At 66.9% G+C, this 14,453-nt stretch carries 13 protein-coding genes, 1 tRNA gene and 1 pseudogene; 8 read left to right on the top strand and 7 right to left on the bottom strand.

Annotated elements, in window-relative coordinates:
• Positions 1-175 precede the first annotated feature (175 nt).
• Both BO221_RS57770 and BO221_RS48830 read left to right on the top strand, forming a co-directional pair.
• Entirely contained in the window at positions 176-373 is a 198-nt protein-coding gene (locus tag BO221_RS57770; RefSeq protein WP_073567896.1) for a helix-turn-helix transcriptional regulator, read from the top strand.
• A 166-nt stretch (positions 374-539) separates the two neighbouring features.
• Positions 540-1,382: a hypothetical protein gene (locus BO221_RS48830; RefSeq protein ID WP_143196135.1), complete on the top strand. Its 843-nt coding sequence runs from the start codon at positions 540-542 to the stop codon at positions 1,380-1,382.
• Between the two features lie 180 nt (positions 1,383-1,562).
• On the opposite strand, the gene BO221_RS48825 is transcribed toward BO221_RS48830, so the two are convergent.
• The gene (locus tag BO221_RS48825) at positions 1,563-2,126 is read right to left on the bottom strand and encodes a hypothetical protein (protein WP_073567817.1); all 564 of its coding nucleotides are present in this window, start codon (positions 2,124-2,126) and stop codon (positions 1,563-1,565) included.
• A gap of 204 nt (positions 2,127-2,330) precedes the next feature.
• The gene (locus BO221_RS48820; RefSeq protein WP_073567816.1) at positions 2,331-3,299 is read right to left on the bottom strand and encodes a hypothetical protein; all 969 of its coding nucleotides are present in this window, start codon (positions 3,297-3,299) and stop codon (positions 2,331-2,333) included.
• 626 nt (positions 3,300-3,925) lie between these two features.
• Here BO221_RS48820 and BO221_RS48815 point away from each other — a divergent pair.
• The 5 genes and pseudogenes from BO221_RS48815 to BO221_RS57765 form a co-directional block, all read left to right on the top strand.
• Entirely contained in the window at positions 3,926-4,555 is a 630-nt protein-coding gene (locus tag BO221_RS48815) for a hypothetical protein (protein ID WP_073567815.1), read from the top strand.
• A gap of 551 nt (positions 4,556-5,106) precedes the next feature.
• The gene (locus BO221_RS48800) at positions 5,107-6,150 is read left to right on the top strand and encodes an AAA family ATPase (protein WP_073567812.1); all 1,044 of its coding nucleotides are present in this window, start codon (positions 5,107-5,109) and stop codon (positions 6,148-6,150) included.
• Positions 6,147-6,356: a helix-turn-helix domain-containing protein gene (locus BO221_RS48795; protein WP_073567811.1), complete on the top strand. Its 210-nt coding sequence runs from the start codon at positions 6,147-6,149 to the stop codon at positions 6,354-6,356. The genes BO221_RS48800 and BO221_RS48795 overlap by 4 nt, the downstream gene beginning before the upstream one ends.
• A gap of 12 nt (positions 6,357-6,368) precedes the next feature.
• Positions 6,369-6,644: a helix-turn-helix domain-containing protein gene (locus BO221_RS48790; RefSeq protein ID WP_233166603.1), complete on the top strand. Its 276-nt coding sequence runs from the start codon at positions 6,369-6,371 to the stop codon at positions 6,642-6,644.
• A gap of 68 nt (positions 6,645-6,712) precedes the next feature.
• Positions 6,713-7,696 (top strand): annotated as a pseudogene (locus BO221_RS57765) (tyrosine-type recombinase/integrase); the annotation flags it as partial.
• 248 nt (positions 7,697-7,944) lie between these two features.
• On the opposite strand, the gene BO221_RS48775 reads toward BO221_RS57765, so the two are convergent.
• Positions 7,945-8,019, bottom strand: a tRNA-Arg gene (locus tag BO221_RS48775).
• Between the two features lie 453 nt (positions 8,020-8,472).
• On the opposite strand from BO221_RS48775, the gene BO221_RS48770 reads away from it, so the two are divergent.
• Positions 8,473-10,344, top strand: a complete 1,872-nt coding sequence (locus tag BO221_RS48770; protein ID WP_073567809.1) for a M4 family metallopeptidase — start codon at positions 8,473-8,475, stop codon at positions 10,342-10,344.
• Between the two features lie 82 nt (positions 10,345-10,426).
• On the opposite strand, the gene BO221_RS48765 is transcribed toward BO221_RS48770, so the two are convergent.
• The 4 genes from BO221_RS48765 to BO221_RS55230 are packed head-to-tail and all read right to left on the bottom strand — an operon-like array spanning position 10,427 to position 14,290.
• Positions 10,427-11,374 (bottom strand): hypothetical protein, encoded by a 948-nt coding sequence (locus BO221_RS48765; protein WP_073567808.1) that lies wholly within the window; start codon positions 11,372-11,374, stop codon positions 10,427-10,429.
• Complete coding sequence (locus BO221_RS48760; RefSeq protein ID WP_073567807.1) at positions 11,362-12,951, bottom strand: caspase family protein; 1,590 nt, start codon at positions 12,949-12,951, stop codon at positions 11,362-11,364. Before BO221_RS48760 ends, BO221_RS48765 begins: the two co-directional genes overlap by 13 nt.
• On the bottom strand, positions 12,948-13,712 hold the full coding sequence (locus BO221_RS48755; RefSeq protein WP_073567806.1) for a zf-HC2 domain-containing protein: 765 nt from the start codon (positions 13,710-13,712) through the stop codon (positions 12,948-12,950). The genes BO221_RS48760 and BO221_RS48755 overlap by 4 nt, the downstream gene beginning before the upstream one ends.
• Positions 13,709-14,290, bottom strand: coding sequence for an RNA polymerase sigma factor (locus BO221_RS55230; RefSeq protein ID WP_073567805.1), 582 nt, complete (start codon positions 14,288-14,290; stop codon positions 13,709-13,711). The genes BO221_RS48755 and BO221_RS55230 overlap by 4 nt, the downstream gene beginning before the upstream one ends.
• Positions 14,291-14,453: the final 163 nt, after the last annotated feature.

Below are 14,453 nucleotides of genomic sequence, written 5' to 3'. Positions count from 1 at the left end.
GACCGGGCCGCCCAGTCAGGTCGGAAACATGCGAGTTGTGTAACTCTCAAGTTGACCCGGCCAATGTCGCCCCGTGCCCGCTGCTCGCAAGTCACCCCACTCTCACGGCCCCTCCGAAGTTCGGACGCGGAAGGACTTGGCCCCTGTCATCCGGCGGGAGCTAAAGCGCCTCGGGATGCGACTCCGAGAGCTTCGGGAAAAGCAGGGGCTTACCCAGGAGCAGGCAGCCGAAGCAATCGGGGTTCACCCCAAGTCGATGCCGCGCATAGAGGGAGGCACCGCTAACCCCACGGTGGCCACCCTGGTTGCCGCGTCCGTGGCCTACAAGGTCCCGTTACGTGAGCTGTTCCCCGAGGAAGAAGAGGGAACTTGAGCAAGCGGGACAACTTGCGGAACCCGAGGGCACCGGACGGGACCACGGCCCGAGGCCCCCGAAAGAGGCCCAGCGGGGCTCCTGGAGGCCCTGGAGGGCATCGCTAGGATGGGCTGCGGTAGCTCGTCCTTCGGGAAGGTTCTTTGCGGTTGTTGAGCCCTTCGCCATGATTCCGAACATGGCCGAAGCGAACTCCTCCCCCAGTGCCACCCCTCCTGCATGCACCCCCGAGGAGGGCATTACCTACCTGCAAGAACTCATCGAGCGGGGCAACAATCTGAGTCGGAAGGGGCCGAGCGCCGCAGAAATGCGCGCTTACAACAAAGCTGTAAAGAGCACCTTGATCGACGTGTTCGGGAGCGACTCCGATTGGTGGGCCGAAGTAACCGCAGCAGGGCAGTTCTTTCTTGGCGATGAGCATGAGGACGTCATCCTCTGGCGAGGCAAAGAGATAGAGGAGAAGAACCTGCTGCTCGCCGAGGCGGTCAACGAACTCAGGCGAAAGACGACCCGCTTCCCATCGACCGTTGCCCAGGTTGCGACTCCAAGCCTTGCGATCTTGGAGAACATCTTCAGCCGGTTCCACAAAGCCGCAACCCAGCTACGCGTGCGGCACGACGGACGCAGCACCCTAGAGATCAAAGACGAGTACGACGTTCAGGATCTACTACACGCGCTGCTGCTCGTGTCCTTCGATGATGTTCGCGACGAGGAGTATGGGCCGAGTCATGCTGGCGTGCGGCCACGCTTGGACTTCTTGCTCAAGGATGAGCAAATCGGCATCGAAGTGAAGAAACCGAGAGAGCGGCAGACTCGCCAGCAACTCTCCGACGAACTCTTCGCGGACATTAACCGGTATCATGAGCACCCCAAGTGCAAGACGTTGGTTTGCTTCGTCTATGATCCAGATGGACGAATCTCGAATGTGACCGGACTCATCCGCGACCTAGAAATTCGAAGTCCCCCGGGTATGAGAGTCCGCGTTATTTTCTCTTCGCCCCTAGCATAAAGCCGCAGCTTGGTGAGCAGGGGGAGCCGACTCACCCAGCAGCCCCCCCACTGCCTCCCGCTCGGCTTCCGCATCCTCTTCGGCCCTCAGGCGCCCCGGGAGGGCCGAGCCCGCTACCCACGGACCCCCGAGGCCCCGAAAGAGGCCCAGCGGGGCACCTGGATGGCCTGGAGGGGTTTGCTAGGGCTCGGCGGAGACAGCAACGGGGGCCGCGCTCGCTATTCGGGAAGCGGCTTCTCTACAGAGCGTCTCGTGTTTCTGTTCCCCGTACTCCCAAAGCCGCTTCACCTCCTGAAGCTGGGCGGACATGAGAGCATCTCTCTGCTCGGGGGTCGTCTTCCGCCCTTCGAGCACGAGCCTTTCAGTGGATTGTTCCCATTGCTGCTTGTGGCGGGCCTCCATGCGAGCGGCAGCAAGATCAAAGGCGAGATCGAACGTTCGGAGTTTGTCCCGGTCCCCCTCTAGGAACTCACGGGGAACCTGGCCCTTTAGGCACCGCTCTAGAGGGGTTCCCTCCGGGGCAATCCACGGACGCAACACCACCCACGCCAGCACCCCCAGCACCAGCAGACCGGGCACGGCCCTAATCACGCGCTTGATGGTGAGTTTCCGGAAGAACTCCCGAACAGGCTCCCGGACAATCTCCACGGACTCCACGACGAACGAGAGGAACAGCGCGACCGTGAATAGGACCCCAATGGTCAGGCCGACGTACCCACCCAACTTGTCGATTAAGTCCATCATAGGGCGCGCGGTGTCAGCCGGTCGGTTGGTTCTGCGCTCAAAGAGAGTATCACCTCCAATGAATCCCGCTCGGGTTCCGAGTGCTCCACCCGGGCAACTAATCCCCCTCGGGATATTGGGTTAAGGCGGCCCTGCGAGACGTCTTCCGCCATGCACGGCTCACCCTTAACTGACTTACCCGAGGAGGATTACTCGGCGTCGCGCCTAGCCCAAGCCCTGGACGGCCAGGGCTGCGCAGATAACAGGGCCGAAGGTGCTCCACACTTGAAGCAGGTCCGCAGAAAGGCCGAGGGTCTCTCGAAGCGCCAGGAGCATCGGCTTGACCACTGCCTTCGGCTGCCGCTTCTCCTCGGGCTTCGCGGCCTGTTCCGCCAAGAACGCCAGTTGCTGCTCAGCCTCGGCCCGCTTCGCAGGCTCCAGCGAGGCATCGGTTTTCAGTGCCTCAAGAACGCTCTTGAATGCGTTCGCCAACTCTTGGTTGCCCTGTTGGATGTTCCCTATGTGCTGATTGATGGTCGCGCTGCCACTCGCGAACGCCGCACCCGCATTGGGCGAGTGGGCGGCCGAGGCGATGTTCGCATTGTCTCCATAGATGTTGTTGACGATGCTGGTGGTCACTGCTGCGGCCTTGGCCCTCTCCTCATCAGAAAAACTCAAGCCCTCACCTCGGATTCCCTTTGAATCGAGTTCAAGCGCAGCCTCCAGTACGCGGTTTCGGACAGCTTCCAACACACCCTTGAGGCTCGCCCTCCCGATTATGCGGGCGACCTGGGTCTGCCTGAGTTCGGGGATGGCCTGGGCAAGTATTGTGTGCTCCCCAGACGACACATGCGCTGACAATCTGTCCGAGCTCTCTGATTCGAGCAAGGTCTCGATCTCAGCCACCGACTGGTGGATGTCGACCGTTCTGAAGTGCTCCTCGTCCCCGAGCAGCACAGGAATCCAGCCGCGGACGATGTTGAGCGCCTTCAATTCGCATGGAATCCGCCGGTAGTCGGGAACCTCGCTGTTTCCCCTGTTGTACCCCGACGTTTCATTCTTCACCCAAGCCTCCATCTCGGGGATCTTGAGTTTCGCGGCGAGCACGCGTGTACGTCGGAGCAGTTCGGACAGCGAAGTGTCATCGTCCTGGGCGAGCCGGATCAGTTCGTCAACAAGTGAGGGCGTCGGCATGGGCTGGGCATTTTACCCGCTTCTTGGACAGCCGGAGGGAGAGCACGTCCAGTGTAGAGCGGCGGCGTCTCGGCGAGGGCGATGCTGGCCGCCAGCAGAGTGAATACCGCCAGCACATGGACCGAGGGAGCCGCTTCTTGAGCGAGAGCATGATTCCTCCTGAACGACCGGCGCGGGATGCGTCCGGTGTCGGAGGATAGAAGGGGCACTACTGCGGGGCATCCACGCACCCGATGCCTTTGCAGGTATCGCACGAGGAGGGGACGAGCGAGGTGCCCCCGTCGAGCAGCCCCCCTCATGGCAGGGGAGGAGCAGGGCCCCCCCAGGCGCTCGGGGGTTGTCCCGGTCCTTTCGGGCGGTGCCCTCCAGTCTCTTCTGTTCGGCGGGCTTGGGCGGCCGACCGGCGGTGAGACTCAGGGTGGGCATGGGGCTCCGGAAAAAGGGTCAGAGTTCCGGCAGCGAGAGAATTTGACTGACCAGCGGTCATTAAGCGCCATCCCACCAGAGATTCGACCCACCCCCACCCATGCTACGACTGTTCTCGCGGGCACGGCTGGCCGGTCGGCCAGGTTCCCAGGCTTGGCGGCCCGCACCTTCTCAGCCTGGGGGAACGCCTGGGAGCGTTCATGCCAGCAACGAAAGCGGCGCGCGCGACGCGCCTGCCAGTTCACGGGCGCACGACCGGGCGAGGGGCGGCGGCTGCATCGCTTTCGCTGAGCACCGCGTACCTGTGGTTCAGCAAGCACTACACATTCGACCCGTCCCAAGCGCTCCTCGTTGCCGCCATCGCGCGCGCGTACAGCCCGAAGCGCGCTTCCGCAGATGCGAAGGAGGCGGAAGCGATGAGCCACGACCTCGCCGAACTCCGTCGAATCGTTGACCGGGTGCGAAAGCGTTCCGGCTGGTGCCCATTCCCACGCATCCTTGAGGCACTCGACGGCCTGGAAGCGGCAACCCTGCGCATGGAGCAAGCGTGGAGCGAATGCGGATTCCGCAAGCTGAGTGCGCCCAAGACCGCGCGAGGGAAGTCCCTCGACGACGCGGAGACGCAGACGAGGGACTCGGCTGTGTTCCGGTGGGTCAAGGTCATCTCGGGCGCTGAGCCGACTGCCCAGCTTGCGGCCCTCGGCGCGATCGCGATGGGCGTGGATACGCCCTGCGAAGATGCCGCCGAGTTCGCAGGTCGTCGCAAGCGCTGGAAGATGAAGCTCGACCGCCGACGCCGAGCCGCCCACAGAAACCGTCCCGATTCCTGATTTGGGAGGGCGGATCTAGTGCGCTCCTGCGAGCACCTTGGTCCGCATGCAGAATCACAATCGGAAGCGCAGTTTCCCCGGGCTCGCAGAGCGCCTCGTATCGCTCCGCCAGAGTCGTGGTCTCTCTCAGCAGGTACTCGCAACGAGGGCGGGCATCTCCATTCCCCGGCTTCGCGATGCCGAGTGCTTTGGCGCGGCTACCACGGAGACGCTCAACCTCCTCGCCCACGCGCTGGCGACGGACGTGGACACGCTCCTCGGCCGGAAGGAGGGGACGCGATGAGCGCACCGCCCCCGAAGCCGTTGGCGCCTCCGCTCGAAGCGACCCCAACCGCGTCCCGGTTGCCGCTCCGACTGCGGCTCGCTCTCTGGCGGCTCCAACTTCTCACCGAGGCGCTTGAGCTGGCCCTCGCAGGGGCCCGCATCGAGGCGGGGCTACCCGGGAGCTTGGGTAGCCCTGAGATGAGCGGCGAGCTTGAGCGGGCACAGCTCGCGCTGTTCCGCCTGAGCAACTACATCCTGCACCGCGTTGGCTACTGGGGAGATGCGGCATGAAGCCCACCGGCGCCCCCAGCCCGCGCGGAGCAGTTCCGGTTCCGCCCGTAGACCCCGGAACCGGGAACCCGTTCCCGGAACCATCCGGAACCGGCGGAACCGGTTCCCTCTTCGAGCCCCTTGCGGCCTTCCTCGACCGCACCAAGGACTTGCCGCCCCTCTCCTGGCTCGTTGAATGGGTGGTGCCCGACTCCGGCAACCTCCTCATCGTTGCCGCGCCGGGAGCGGGCAAGACGTTCTTCGCGCTCGTCATCGCCAAGACGGCGGCAGCGGAAGGACGGCCCTCCTTGCTGGTGCTGGAGGAAGGACGACCGCGCAGCATGTTCGACCGCTTCACCGCTCTCGCCTTCCCTCCGGATGCCCCCGTGTTCATTGCCCACCGCAAAGGCGTGCGGCTCGAGGACGCGACGATCCGCGCTCAGATTGCCGAGTTCCTGCGCACCCACGAAGCGCCCGTTCTGGTCTTGGACCCGTTCTCCTCGCTGTTCCTCGGGAATGAGAACGACACCGAGGCCGTGAACCAGGCGAAGGAACACGTTCAGCGGCTCGCCACCGTCAACCCTCGGGCGCTTGTCGTGCTCTTGCACCACACCTCGAAGGCAGGCGAACGCGGAGAGGGCCCAGCCATCTACGCGGCAAGGGGAAGCACGGTGCTTCCGGGGTGGGCGGATATGCAGGTGAACCTCACCAGAGAGGACACGCCACGCAACTCGGGGCTTGTCTCCTTCGTTGCACAGGTGGCGAAGGGACGAGATGGGGAGACGGCGCAGCGCTTCCGCTTCACGCTCGCACTCGGCAAAGGCACAGTGACGGTTGAAGACGTGAGCGCGGCAGTCGCGCAGGACAAGGCGCAACAGGTGCGGCAGGTGCTCGCATCCGCTGCGGCCCCTCTTCCCAAGTCGAAGCTGGCCGGGTTGCTGCCTGGGAGACGGCAAGACGCTTTCCACGTCATCGCCGCGATGGAAGCGCGGGGCGAACTCAAGAAGGAAGGGGGCGGATACATCCTGGCCCCGGACACGGCCACGGAGCGCGAGCCATGAGCAGCAACCCCGAACCGCTCTGGAAGGTGCAGGACGTGGCCCGCTTCCTCTCGATGTCCATCTCTTGGGTCTACAAGGAGGCCGAGGCGGGGCGGCTCCCCTGCGTGCGCATCGGCGCGGCGCTCCGGTTCCGGCCCGAGGAGATCCGAGCGTTCCTTGAGCGCCAGCGCGCCCCCCGTGGGGCCGTCATCCCATTGCGCGGATAGGAGGTTGAGTGCATGCTCCCCATCGTGGATACAACCCGCCGCTCACGCTCCAAGCGCAGCACTCCCGCCCCCCAGGCGCTCACCCTGGCCGAACTCCGGAGGCTTCGCGGCCTCACTCAAGTTGAGGCGGCAGCCGGGGCGGGAATGGATCAATCCGAGCTGTCCAAGGCAGAGCGCCGGGCAGACCACCGGCTCTCCACGCTCCGGCGCTACGTCGAAGCGCTCGGGGGAGAGCTGGAAGTGTTCGCCCGCTTTGGCTCGAAGCGGGTTCGTCTCAAGGAGGTTTGACCGTGGCTTCCATCTTCAAGCGTGATGGTTCCTGGGTGGTGAAGTGGAAGAACGGGGCGGGCCGGTGGATGCAGCGCCGGACGGACTGCGCCACGAAGCTCGAAGCCCAGACGCTGGCGCGCGAGCTGGAGCGCAAGGCCGAGTTTCAGCGCCTCGGGCTGGAGCCCATCGAGGCGCCCGTGTCCCTGACCTTCGGGGAGTTGCTCGACTGGTACGCGCAGAACTTCGCCGGACAGCTCCGCTCACAGGGAGACCGGCTCGCGGCTGAGAAGCACCTCCGCCCCTCCCTGGGGGCGCTGGGGCTTCCCGAGGTGACAGCGGCCCGCATCGATGAGGCGCTCTCGGCCGCTGCGGATGCGCTCTCGCCCAAGTCGCTCAACAACCTGCGGGGCTTCGTGCAGACCGTCTTCTCCAAGGCCATCCAGCGCGGGCTTTGGAAGGGCGCCAACCCGGCGGGTGCCGTGCCCCGGCGCAAGGTGCCCAAGCGCGCGCCGTCCTACCTCAAGGCCGAGGAGGTGGGGCCCGTGCTCGCCGAGGTGCCCGCCGAGTGGCGGTGCCTCTTCGCTACCGCCGTCTACACGGGGATGCGGCGGGGTGAACTCGTGGCCCTCCAGAAAGGGGACGTGGACCTGGAGCAGGGGGTCATCCTCGTGACGCGAAGCTGGGAGGCGGGCACCACGAAGAGCGGGCGGGCCCGCGTCGTCCCCATCCACCACGAACTGAGGCCCTATCTCGTCCAGGCGATGCGGGAGAGCCCCTCGGCGCTGGTGTTCCCCCGCCCGGATGGCTCGATGCACACCCTGAACGTGGACCTTGCCGCGCTGCTCCGCTCCGCGATGAACCGGGCCCAGTTCGTGGAAGGGTGGGCCCACAAGTGCCGCCGCTGCGGGCACGTCGAGCACTCGGCCTCCTCCGAGGTGCGCCGCTGCTCCAAGGCGGGCTGCGGCTTCACGCTCTGGCCCTCGCCCAAGCCGCGCACCATCCGCTTCCACGACCTGCGCCACACCACGGCCACGCTCCTGCTCAAGGCGCGGGTGCCGCTGGCGGTGGTCCAGCGCATCCTCGGGCACTCCACGCCCACCATCACAGCAGGCGTCTACGGACACCTCGACGTTGACGACATGCGCGCGGGCCTGGAGCAGCTCAGCTTCCAGCCGTCCGAGGCGCCAGTTGCCGAGGTGCTCCCGCTGGCCGTGGGCGGCCCGCATGGTGCGCCGGTGGTGCGGAGTCTGGAGGGGGCGGGGTTCCGCTCCCGCGCCTCAGCGGAAAATCCCGAGGCGTGGGGCGGGGTTACAGAGAGTGGTCCCGGCAGGACTCGAACCTGCGGCCTCTCGGTTCGCAACCGAGTGCTCTGAATCCACTGAGCTACGGGGCCAGGAAATCTGGACCGCCTCACACGGGGAGGCGGAGCATCAGAAGAGGCGGCGGGAGCGACGCCAGGGGGAGCGGCTGTACGGGTGCTTCGGGTTCGTCGTCTTCATCGTCACCGCTCCTTTCACCCTGGAGAGACGCCGGAAACCGGCGTTCCTGACACGGCATTTTCCGGGTTCGGGGCCCACCTCCAGCCCTGTCTCAATCCAGGACACCACCGTCCGAAATCAGGACACACCCATTCGAGTAGGCACAAGCACTTGAAATCAGGAGCATCGCCCCGGGTCGTGTAAAGCCGACTTACATCCAGGAACCACGGGAGCGTGACATACTTGCTCCATCAATTTTAAAGCTAGGGCCGCAACCTTCGGACTTCCAAGCATTTACGGGGTTGGCGCGTTCCCTGCTTAAGCGAGAGCCGTCCGATGGCACCCCGCTATCGGTCAGGAGATGACTCGTGATCCGCACCCGTTTCCTCGCTGCCGCGCTGCTCACCCTTCCCCTCGCCGCTTGCGAGGTCGACAATTCGCAGCTGCCCGAGGGCGCCCCGAAGTCCGACCTGGCCTCTGACTCTCTCGGTGACGTGCAGGCCGCGCTCGCCGCGCTGCCCTCCGCCGAGGTCCTCGGCTCCAACGAGGACGGCGTTCCCTTCATGCTCAAGGGCTCGCTGGACAACGTGAACGGCCTGCAGGGCATCGCCGCGGCCTTCCGCCTTGATACCTCCGACCTGGTGATGAAGCGCACCACCGTGGACGAGCAGGGCAACACCCACATCCGCTACGGCCAGACCAAGAACGGCCTGCCGGTCGTCGGTGGCGAGCTCATCATCCACAAGGATGCGAGCGGCAAGATCTTCATGGCCAACGGCTCGGCCCGTGACGGTGAGCTCGTTCCCGCCGTGGCGCGCATCTCCGGCGAGGCCGCCCGTGCCGCCGCCCTGGACAACACCGTGGGCCGCCACATCGCCTCCGAGGGCGACGCCCGTCTGGTGTACATCCGCTCCGAGAAGGACAGCCGCCTGAAGCTGTCCTACGAGGTGGTGGTGACGGGCGAGGGCGCGGACCTGCCCATCCGTGACCGCGTCTACGTGAACGCGCTGACCGGCGGCATCGAGGCCACGCACTCGGAGATCCACGCGGCGAAGAACCGCGCGGTGTACTCGGCCAACAACGGCACCTCGCTGCCCGGCACGCTCAAGCGCTCCGAGGGTGGCGCGGCCACCGGTGACACCCACGTGGACGACAACTACAACCACCTGGGCACCACCTACGACTGCTACAGCGTGAACTTCGGCCGTGACTCGTACAACGGCTCGGGCGCGCAGCTGCGCAGCACGGTGCACTACAGCAGCAACTACACCAACGCCTTCTGGAACGGCAGCCAGATGGTGTACGGCGACAGCAACGGCGTGCAGTCCGCGCCGCTGGGCAAGTCGCTGGACGTGACGGTGCACGAGCTGACCCACGCGGTGACCAGCTCCGAGTCCAACCTCACCTACGCCAACGAGTCCGGCGCCCTCAACGAGGGCCTGAGCGACATCTTCGGCGCCTACTGCGAGTCGTGGAGCCGCGGCTGGGTGGTGGACGCGGCGGTGTGGATGGTCGGCGACGACGTGTGGACGCCGAACACCCCGGGTGACGCGCTCCGCTACATGGCCAACCCGACGCAGGACGGCTCGTCCTACGACTACTACCCCACGCGCTACACGGGCAGCTCCGACAACGGCGGCGTGCACTGGAACTCGGGTATCGCCAACCTGGCGTTCAAGCTGCTGACCACGGGTGGTACGCACCCGCGCGGCGTGACCACCACCAACGTGACGGGCATCGGCATCCAGAAGGCCGGTCAGATCTTCTACCGCGCCAACCGCGACCTGATGACGGCCTCCACCACCTTCGCCCAGGCGAAGACGTACACGGAGCAGGCCGCCACGGCGCTGGGCTACACCACGGCCGAGGTCGCCTCGGTGTCGGCGGCCTGGACGGCGGTGGGCGTGGGCGCCTCGACGCCTCCGGCGACCTCCACGGCGCTGACCAACAACGTGGCGATCACCGGCATCTCGGGCGCCTCGGGCTCGCTGAAGTACTACCACCTGGACGTGCCGGCCAGCCGGGCGGTGACCTTCACGCTGAGCGGCGGCTCGGGTGACGCGGACATGTACGTGAAGTACGGCTCGCAGCCGACCACGTCCTCGTACGACTGCCGTCCGTACAAGACCGGCAACAGCGAGACGTGCTCCTTCGCCGCGAAGACCACCTCCGGCCGCTACCACGTGATGCTGCGCGGCTACAGCTCGTACTCCAGCACCTCGCTCAAGGGCGCGTACTAGTCCCGAGCACGCTGAGCAGTACGTGAGTTGAACGGCCCCTGGGAGGCATGCCTCCCGGGGGCTTCTGTTTTCGATGAAGGAATCACTGGGGAGGGCCCGAGCCCCCGCAGAAGGAGCGCGCCGGCTCCCGCCCGTTGATGTCCACGACAGCCTCGGCCGAGGGCCTGCAGCCCCGGATCTGCTGGTCGCATTGATACGGATGGAGACGTCCGCAGTCCTCCGACACCGCACAGGCCTTGATCCAATAGGCCGTCGTGTCCGGCGAGGGGGCCCGCAGCAGGACCGAGCCCTTCTGACGGCAACCGTTGGGCGGCGGCTCGGGAATGAGGCAGGCACCACCGCCCCACTCTCCGAGGAAGTTGAGGACACACACCCCCTTCCCGCAGTCCGCGTCCTTCTTGCACCCGGCTCCGAGCGGTACCCCACACTCTCCATCCGCCACGGGATCGACGGGTCCAGGCGTGGGCTGGGGTCCACCGGAGGAGGGACACTGGAGCGGAGTCGAGACGAGATGCCACCCCGCGCTCAACGGAGCCCCGGTGGGTGAATCACTGGCCGACAGCGCCTCGGGCGCGCGAATCAAGGCGTTCTGGGAGTACCCCTCGAACAGCTCCGAGTCATCCTTGCGCCCATTGCCATTCGCATCCCGGAAGCCCCCGAGCCGCCCGATGGCATACCGCGCGCCGGAGGGCGTGGTGGAGAGGAACTCGCGTCCGGGCTCGTCGAACAGGTGCATCTCGAAGGACCGGAAGAACGCCATGCGGCGGAGGGTCCCCGGCTGCGGCACCAGCTTGTCCGCGTTCGCCGCGCCGCCCGGGCTCCACAGCACCATGAGGAAGACCTCCGCGTCCTCCTCATCGACGTAATCCGAGGGGGCCACCACCCGTCCCCGCAGCGTGAACAACGGCGTCCCCGAGTACGTCTCGTCGACGAGCGTCTCTCCGCAGGCGAGCGCCCCGCCCGCGAGCATGCAGACGAGCCCGCGACGAAGAAGGGAAACGGCCCTGCCCCCGGTGCTCACCGGCGCCATACCAGTCCTCCCGCGCCCCACCAGGTGAGTGGGCTCGCCAGCTCGGGGTTCGCCTCCACCCCGTTCTTCATCACCGCCCTCTGGAAGAGGCCCGTCACCGGCCCGCCCTCGAGCCGCAGCGCGAGCCCCGCCCCCAGATGCCGCTCCACCGACAGGATTCCGCCGAAGGCCGCGCCCAGCGACTGCCGGTCCGGAGATACCCGGTCCGTGTCGAAAGCCTGCCGGTGGTACACGCCCTCGGCGAAGAGCCCGAATGCCAGGCTCACGTGCTCGAGGTCCACGAAGCGCTGGAGCGTCAATCCCAGGCCAACCTCGTCGTGGGTGCGCGGCAACAGCCCGTCCAGCCCGGAGCCCTGGCTCCGCATGCCCCGCAGCCGCACGCCCACGGAGCCCCAATCGAAGTCGAGCCCATAACCCACGCGAAGCTGCGGCGCGGTGCCGTCTCCCGCGAGCATCTCCCCCTGCGCCCCCCCGAGCAGGGAGACGTGATGGGTGTAGCGCTTCTCGCCCCCCCGGCGGCGTACGAGCCGGTCATAGCGGACGGTCTCGAAGGGCAGCGAGGCCACATCGGCCACGGCGCCCGCGGCCAGGGACACCTGGTACTCGCGGTACTCCTCGGTGCTGCGCTGCTGCACGAAGTAATGGCCCGCGGGCAGGGACAGCTCCCGGCGGTTGCCCTGTGGCGAGACCTCCGCCACCACGGGTCCCCCGCGCCGCCCCTCCAGGATGAGGTAGAGCGACGAGGAACCGAGCCGCAGCCGCCCCATCCTTCCCTGCGTCACCGCCGGAGTCGACAGCACCAGCTCGCCGCGCCCCTTCACCTCCCAGGAATAGGTGGGGTGCTGCAACGCCACCGTCTGACCACTCGAGCGCAGCGTCTGGGTATAGGCATAACCATACGCCTCGGTCAGCGTGACCTTGCCGTCATCGTCATGGTCGGCCGCGCCGCGCAGCGCGTTCATCAGGTGGTGGGTGAAGAACGAGCCGCGAAGCTCATCGGACTCCTGGCTCGACTCGCCCGCGGTGCTCGAGGTGAGGATGGCCAGGCCCTCGGTGGCGATGTTGTTGCGCAGGGAGATGTCGAAGCTCTCGGCGGCGTTGACGCCCTTCACCCGGGTGACCGCTCCGGAGCGGCAGGCATCGAGCACGAGCAGGCGCACGCCCGCGGGCGAGCCCGCCACCAGCGTCTTCAACTCCTCGAGCGGCAGCTCCGTTCCACCGAGGTGGAGCGCGGTCGCGTCGGCATGACCCGAGTAGAAGACCACGAGCGCGGTGGGATGCCCCGCCCCCGCCTGGGCGCGGATGGAGGCGTTCACATCCTGCAATGCCCTCCGCACCGAGGCCGCGTCATCGCCGAGCAGCAGCATCGTCCGCCGCGACGAGACGCCCCCGTGCTGGCGCAGCACGTCGGAGAAGGCCCGGGCATCCTGCTCCGCGAAGAGCAGGCCCACCTCGTGGGGAGCCCCCTGATCATGGCCGATGGCCACCACCCAGGTGTGCTCGGGGAGCGCCCGGGCCGGCGAGGACACGAGCACCGCCAGCACGAGGCCTGGCAGGAAGACGGCTCCCCGGCTCATCCGCCCTTCTCCATGATGAACGGCGTCATCGCGCAGCCCTCGGGGCACACGGGCTTCTCCCCGGCGCCTCCCGAGGTGCACTCCGGCGGACCCACCTCGAGCGGGCAGTGCACCAGGTAGAGCATCTCGCGGCCCGGCTGCGCGTCGAGCGACACCGCGCCCGGGAGCTCGATGCCATTGCCCTCCTCGAAGCGCGTCTGGACACCGGGCTCCAGTGGCCACGCCGTATAGAGCGCCCCGGACGCCTCGACGCCGAACACCGTCACGTGCCCCTCCGCCGGCACGTCCACGCGGAAGCGGAGCCGGTCGCCCGGCGCGAACGCCTCACCGCTCACCACCTCCTCGGAATGGTCGCCCGTGAGCCGGAACACATGCAGCCCGAGCGCCCCCTTCATCCGCGTCCCCTGCTGGCCGGGGACCACCACCATCAGCACGACGGCCGCGGTGGCCACCATCGCCAGCGGGGCGAGCAGACGGCGCGTCCAGCCGCTCAGCCGCTCGGGGAGCGAAGCCCGGGCGGGCTCATCGAGCCCCTTCCGGATGCGCCCCAGCATCACGCGCGGGTCCACGCCCTCGATGGCACCGAAGCCGGCCCGGCGCTCGGCCATGCGAGCACCACAATCGGAACAGCCCGCCACATGACGCTCGGTCCGTTGAGCCTCCTCCGGCGGGAGCTCTCCCGCGTGGAGCCGATCCAGCGTGAAGTCGGAAGGGCACTCCGGCCCACCCGCGCGCAGATTGACGAAGTCAGGCGGCTTCATGAGCGCTTCCTTCCAAATCCCAGGAAACCCGAGGTCTTGCGTTCCGGTGGCGGTGCAGCAGGAGGAGGAGCGCCATCCGGGCCTCCCGCCGTCCGCGCGTTCACCCACTCCTGGAACCGCTCCAGGAGGTTGCCCACCGTGCGCTTGGACACGCCGAGCACCGAGGCCGCTTCCTCGTGCGACATGCCGTCGAGGAAGACATACACGGCGGCGGCGGCCTGGCGCTCGTCGGCTTCCGAGAGCAACCGGCGCAGCAGCACGAGATCATCGGGGCTCACCGATGCGGCCCGCGAGTCGCTGTCCGCCGTGGGCGCCACGTGCTCCTCGTGCAGCTCGGTGCGGCGCGAGCGGTCACGGATGAGGTTCAGACAGTAGTTGGTGGTGATTTGATAGAGCCAGGTCGTCATCTGACTCTGCTGCCGGAAGCTCCCGGCGGCACGGAAGGCGCGGATGAAGATCTCCTGCGTGGCCTCCTCCGCGTCGGCCGGATTGCCCAACAACCGCAACGCCCGGCGGTACACCCGGGGCCCATGCTGGTTGAAGAGCAGGGAGATCTGCTGCGAGTCGTCTCGGCTCAATGCGTCAACCGGGGATGGGGAAGAGCGCACTCTAGCAGACCCGAGCGCGTCCATCCGGGGCCCACCGCCGCCTGGTTGTAACTGCAATAGGATCGTCATCGACGCGGGCCTCCTGCTGGCACTCCAGAACCTTGGACCCGTGGGGTGATGATTCGGGCAAGGC

Source organism: Archangium sp. Cb G35, assembly GCF_001896145.1.
In the GTDB taxonomy this organism is placed as follows: domain Bacteria; phylum Myxococcota; class Myxococcia; order Myxococcales; family Myxococcaceae; genus Archangium; species Archangium violaceum.
The sequence above is the reverse complement of the archived record's forward strand: the minus strand, read 5'-3'. Positions and strand labels throughout refer to the sequence as shown.

Coding starts and splice junctions, on each gene's coding strand:
- BO221_RS57770 (WP_073567896.1), top strand. CDS start 176: ATGCGACTCCGAGAGCTTCGGGAAAAGCAGGGGCTTACCCAGGAGCAG.
- BO221_RS48830 (WP_143196135.1), top strand. CDS start 540: ATGATTCCGAACATGGCCGAAGCGAACTCCTCCCCCAGTGCCACCCCT.
- BO221_RS48825 (WP_073567817.1), bottom strand. CDS start 2,126: ATGATGGACTTAATCGACAAGTTGGGTGGGTACGTCGGCCTGACCATT.
- BO221_RS48820 (WP_073567816.1), bottom strand. CDS start 3,299: ATGCCGACGCCCTCACTTGTTGACGAACTGATCCGGCTCGCCCAGGAC.
- BO221_RS48815 (WP_073567815.1), top strand. CDS start 3,926: ATGCCAGCAACGAAAGCGGCGCGCGCGACGCGCCTGCCAGTTCACGGG.
- BO221_RS48800 (WP_073567812.1), top strand. CDS start 5,107: ATGAAGCCCACCGGCGCCCCCAGCCCGCGCGGAGCAGTTCCGGTTCCG.
- BO221_RS48795 (WP_073567811.1), top strand. CDS start 6,147: ATGAGCAGCAACCCCGAACCGCTCTGGAAGGTGCAGGACGTGGCCCGC.
- BO221_RS48790 (WP_233166603.1), top strand. CDS start 6,369: ATGCTCCCCATCGTGGATACAACCCGCCGCTCACGCTCCAAGCGCAGC.
- BO221_RS48765 (WP_073567808.1), bottom strand. CDS start 11,374: ATGGCGCCGGTGAGCACCGGGGGCAGGGCCGTTTCCCTTCTTCGTCGC.
- BO221_RS48760 (WP_073567807.1), bottom strand. CDS start 12,951: ATGAGCCGGGGAGCCGTCTTCCTGCCAGGCCTCGTGCTGGCGGTGCTC.
- BO221_RS48755 (WP_073567806.1), bottom strand. CDS start 13,712: ATGAAGCCGCCTGACTTCGTCAATCTGCGCGCGGGTGGGCCGGAGTGC.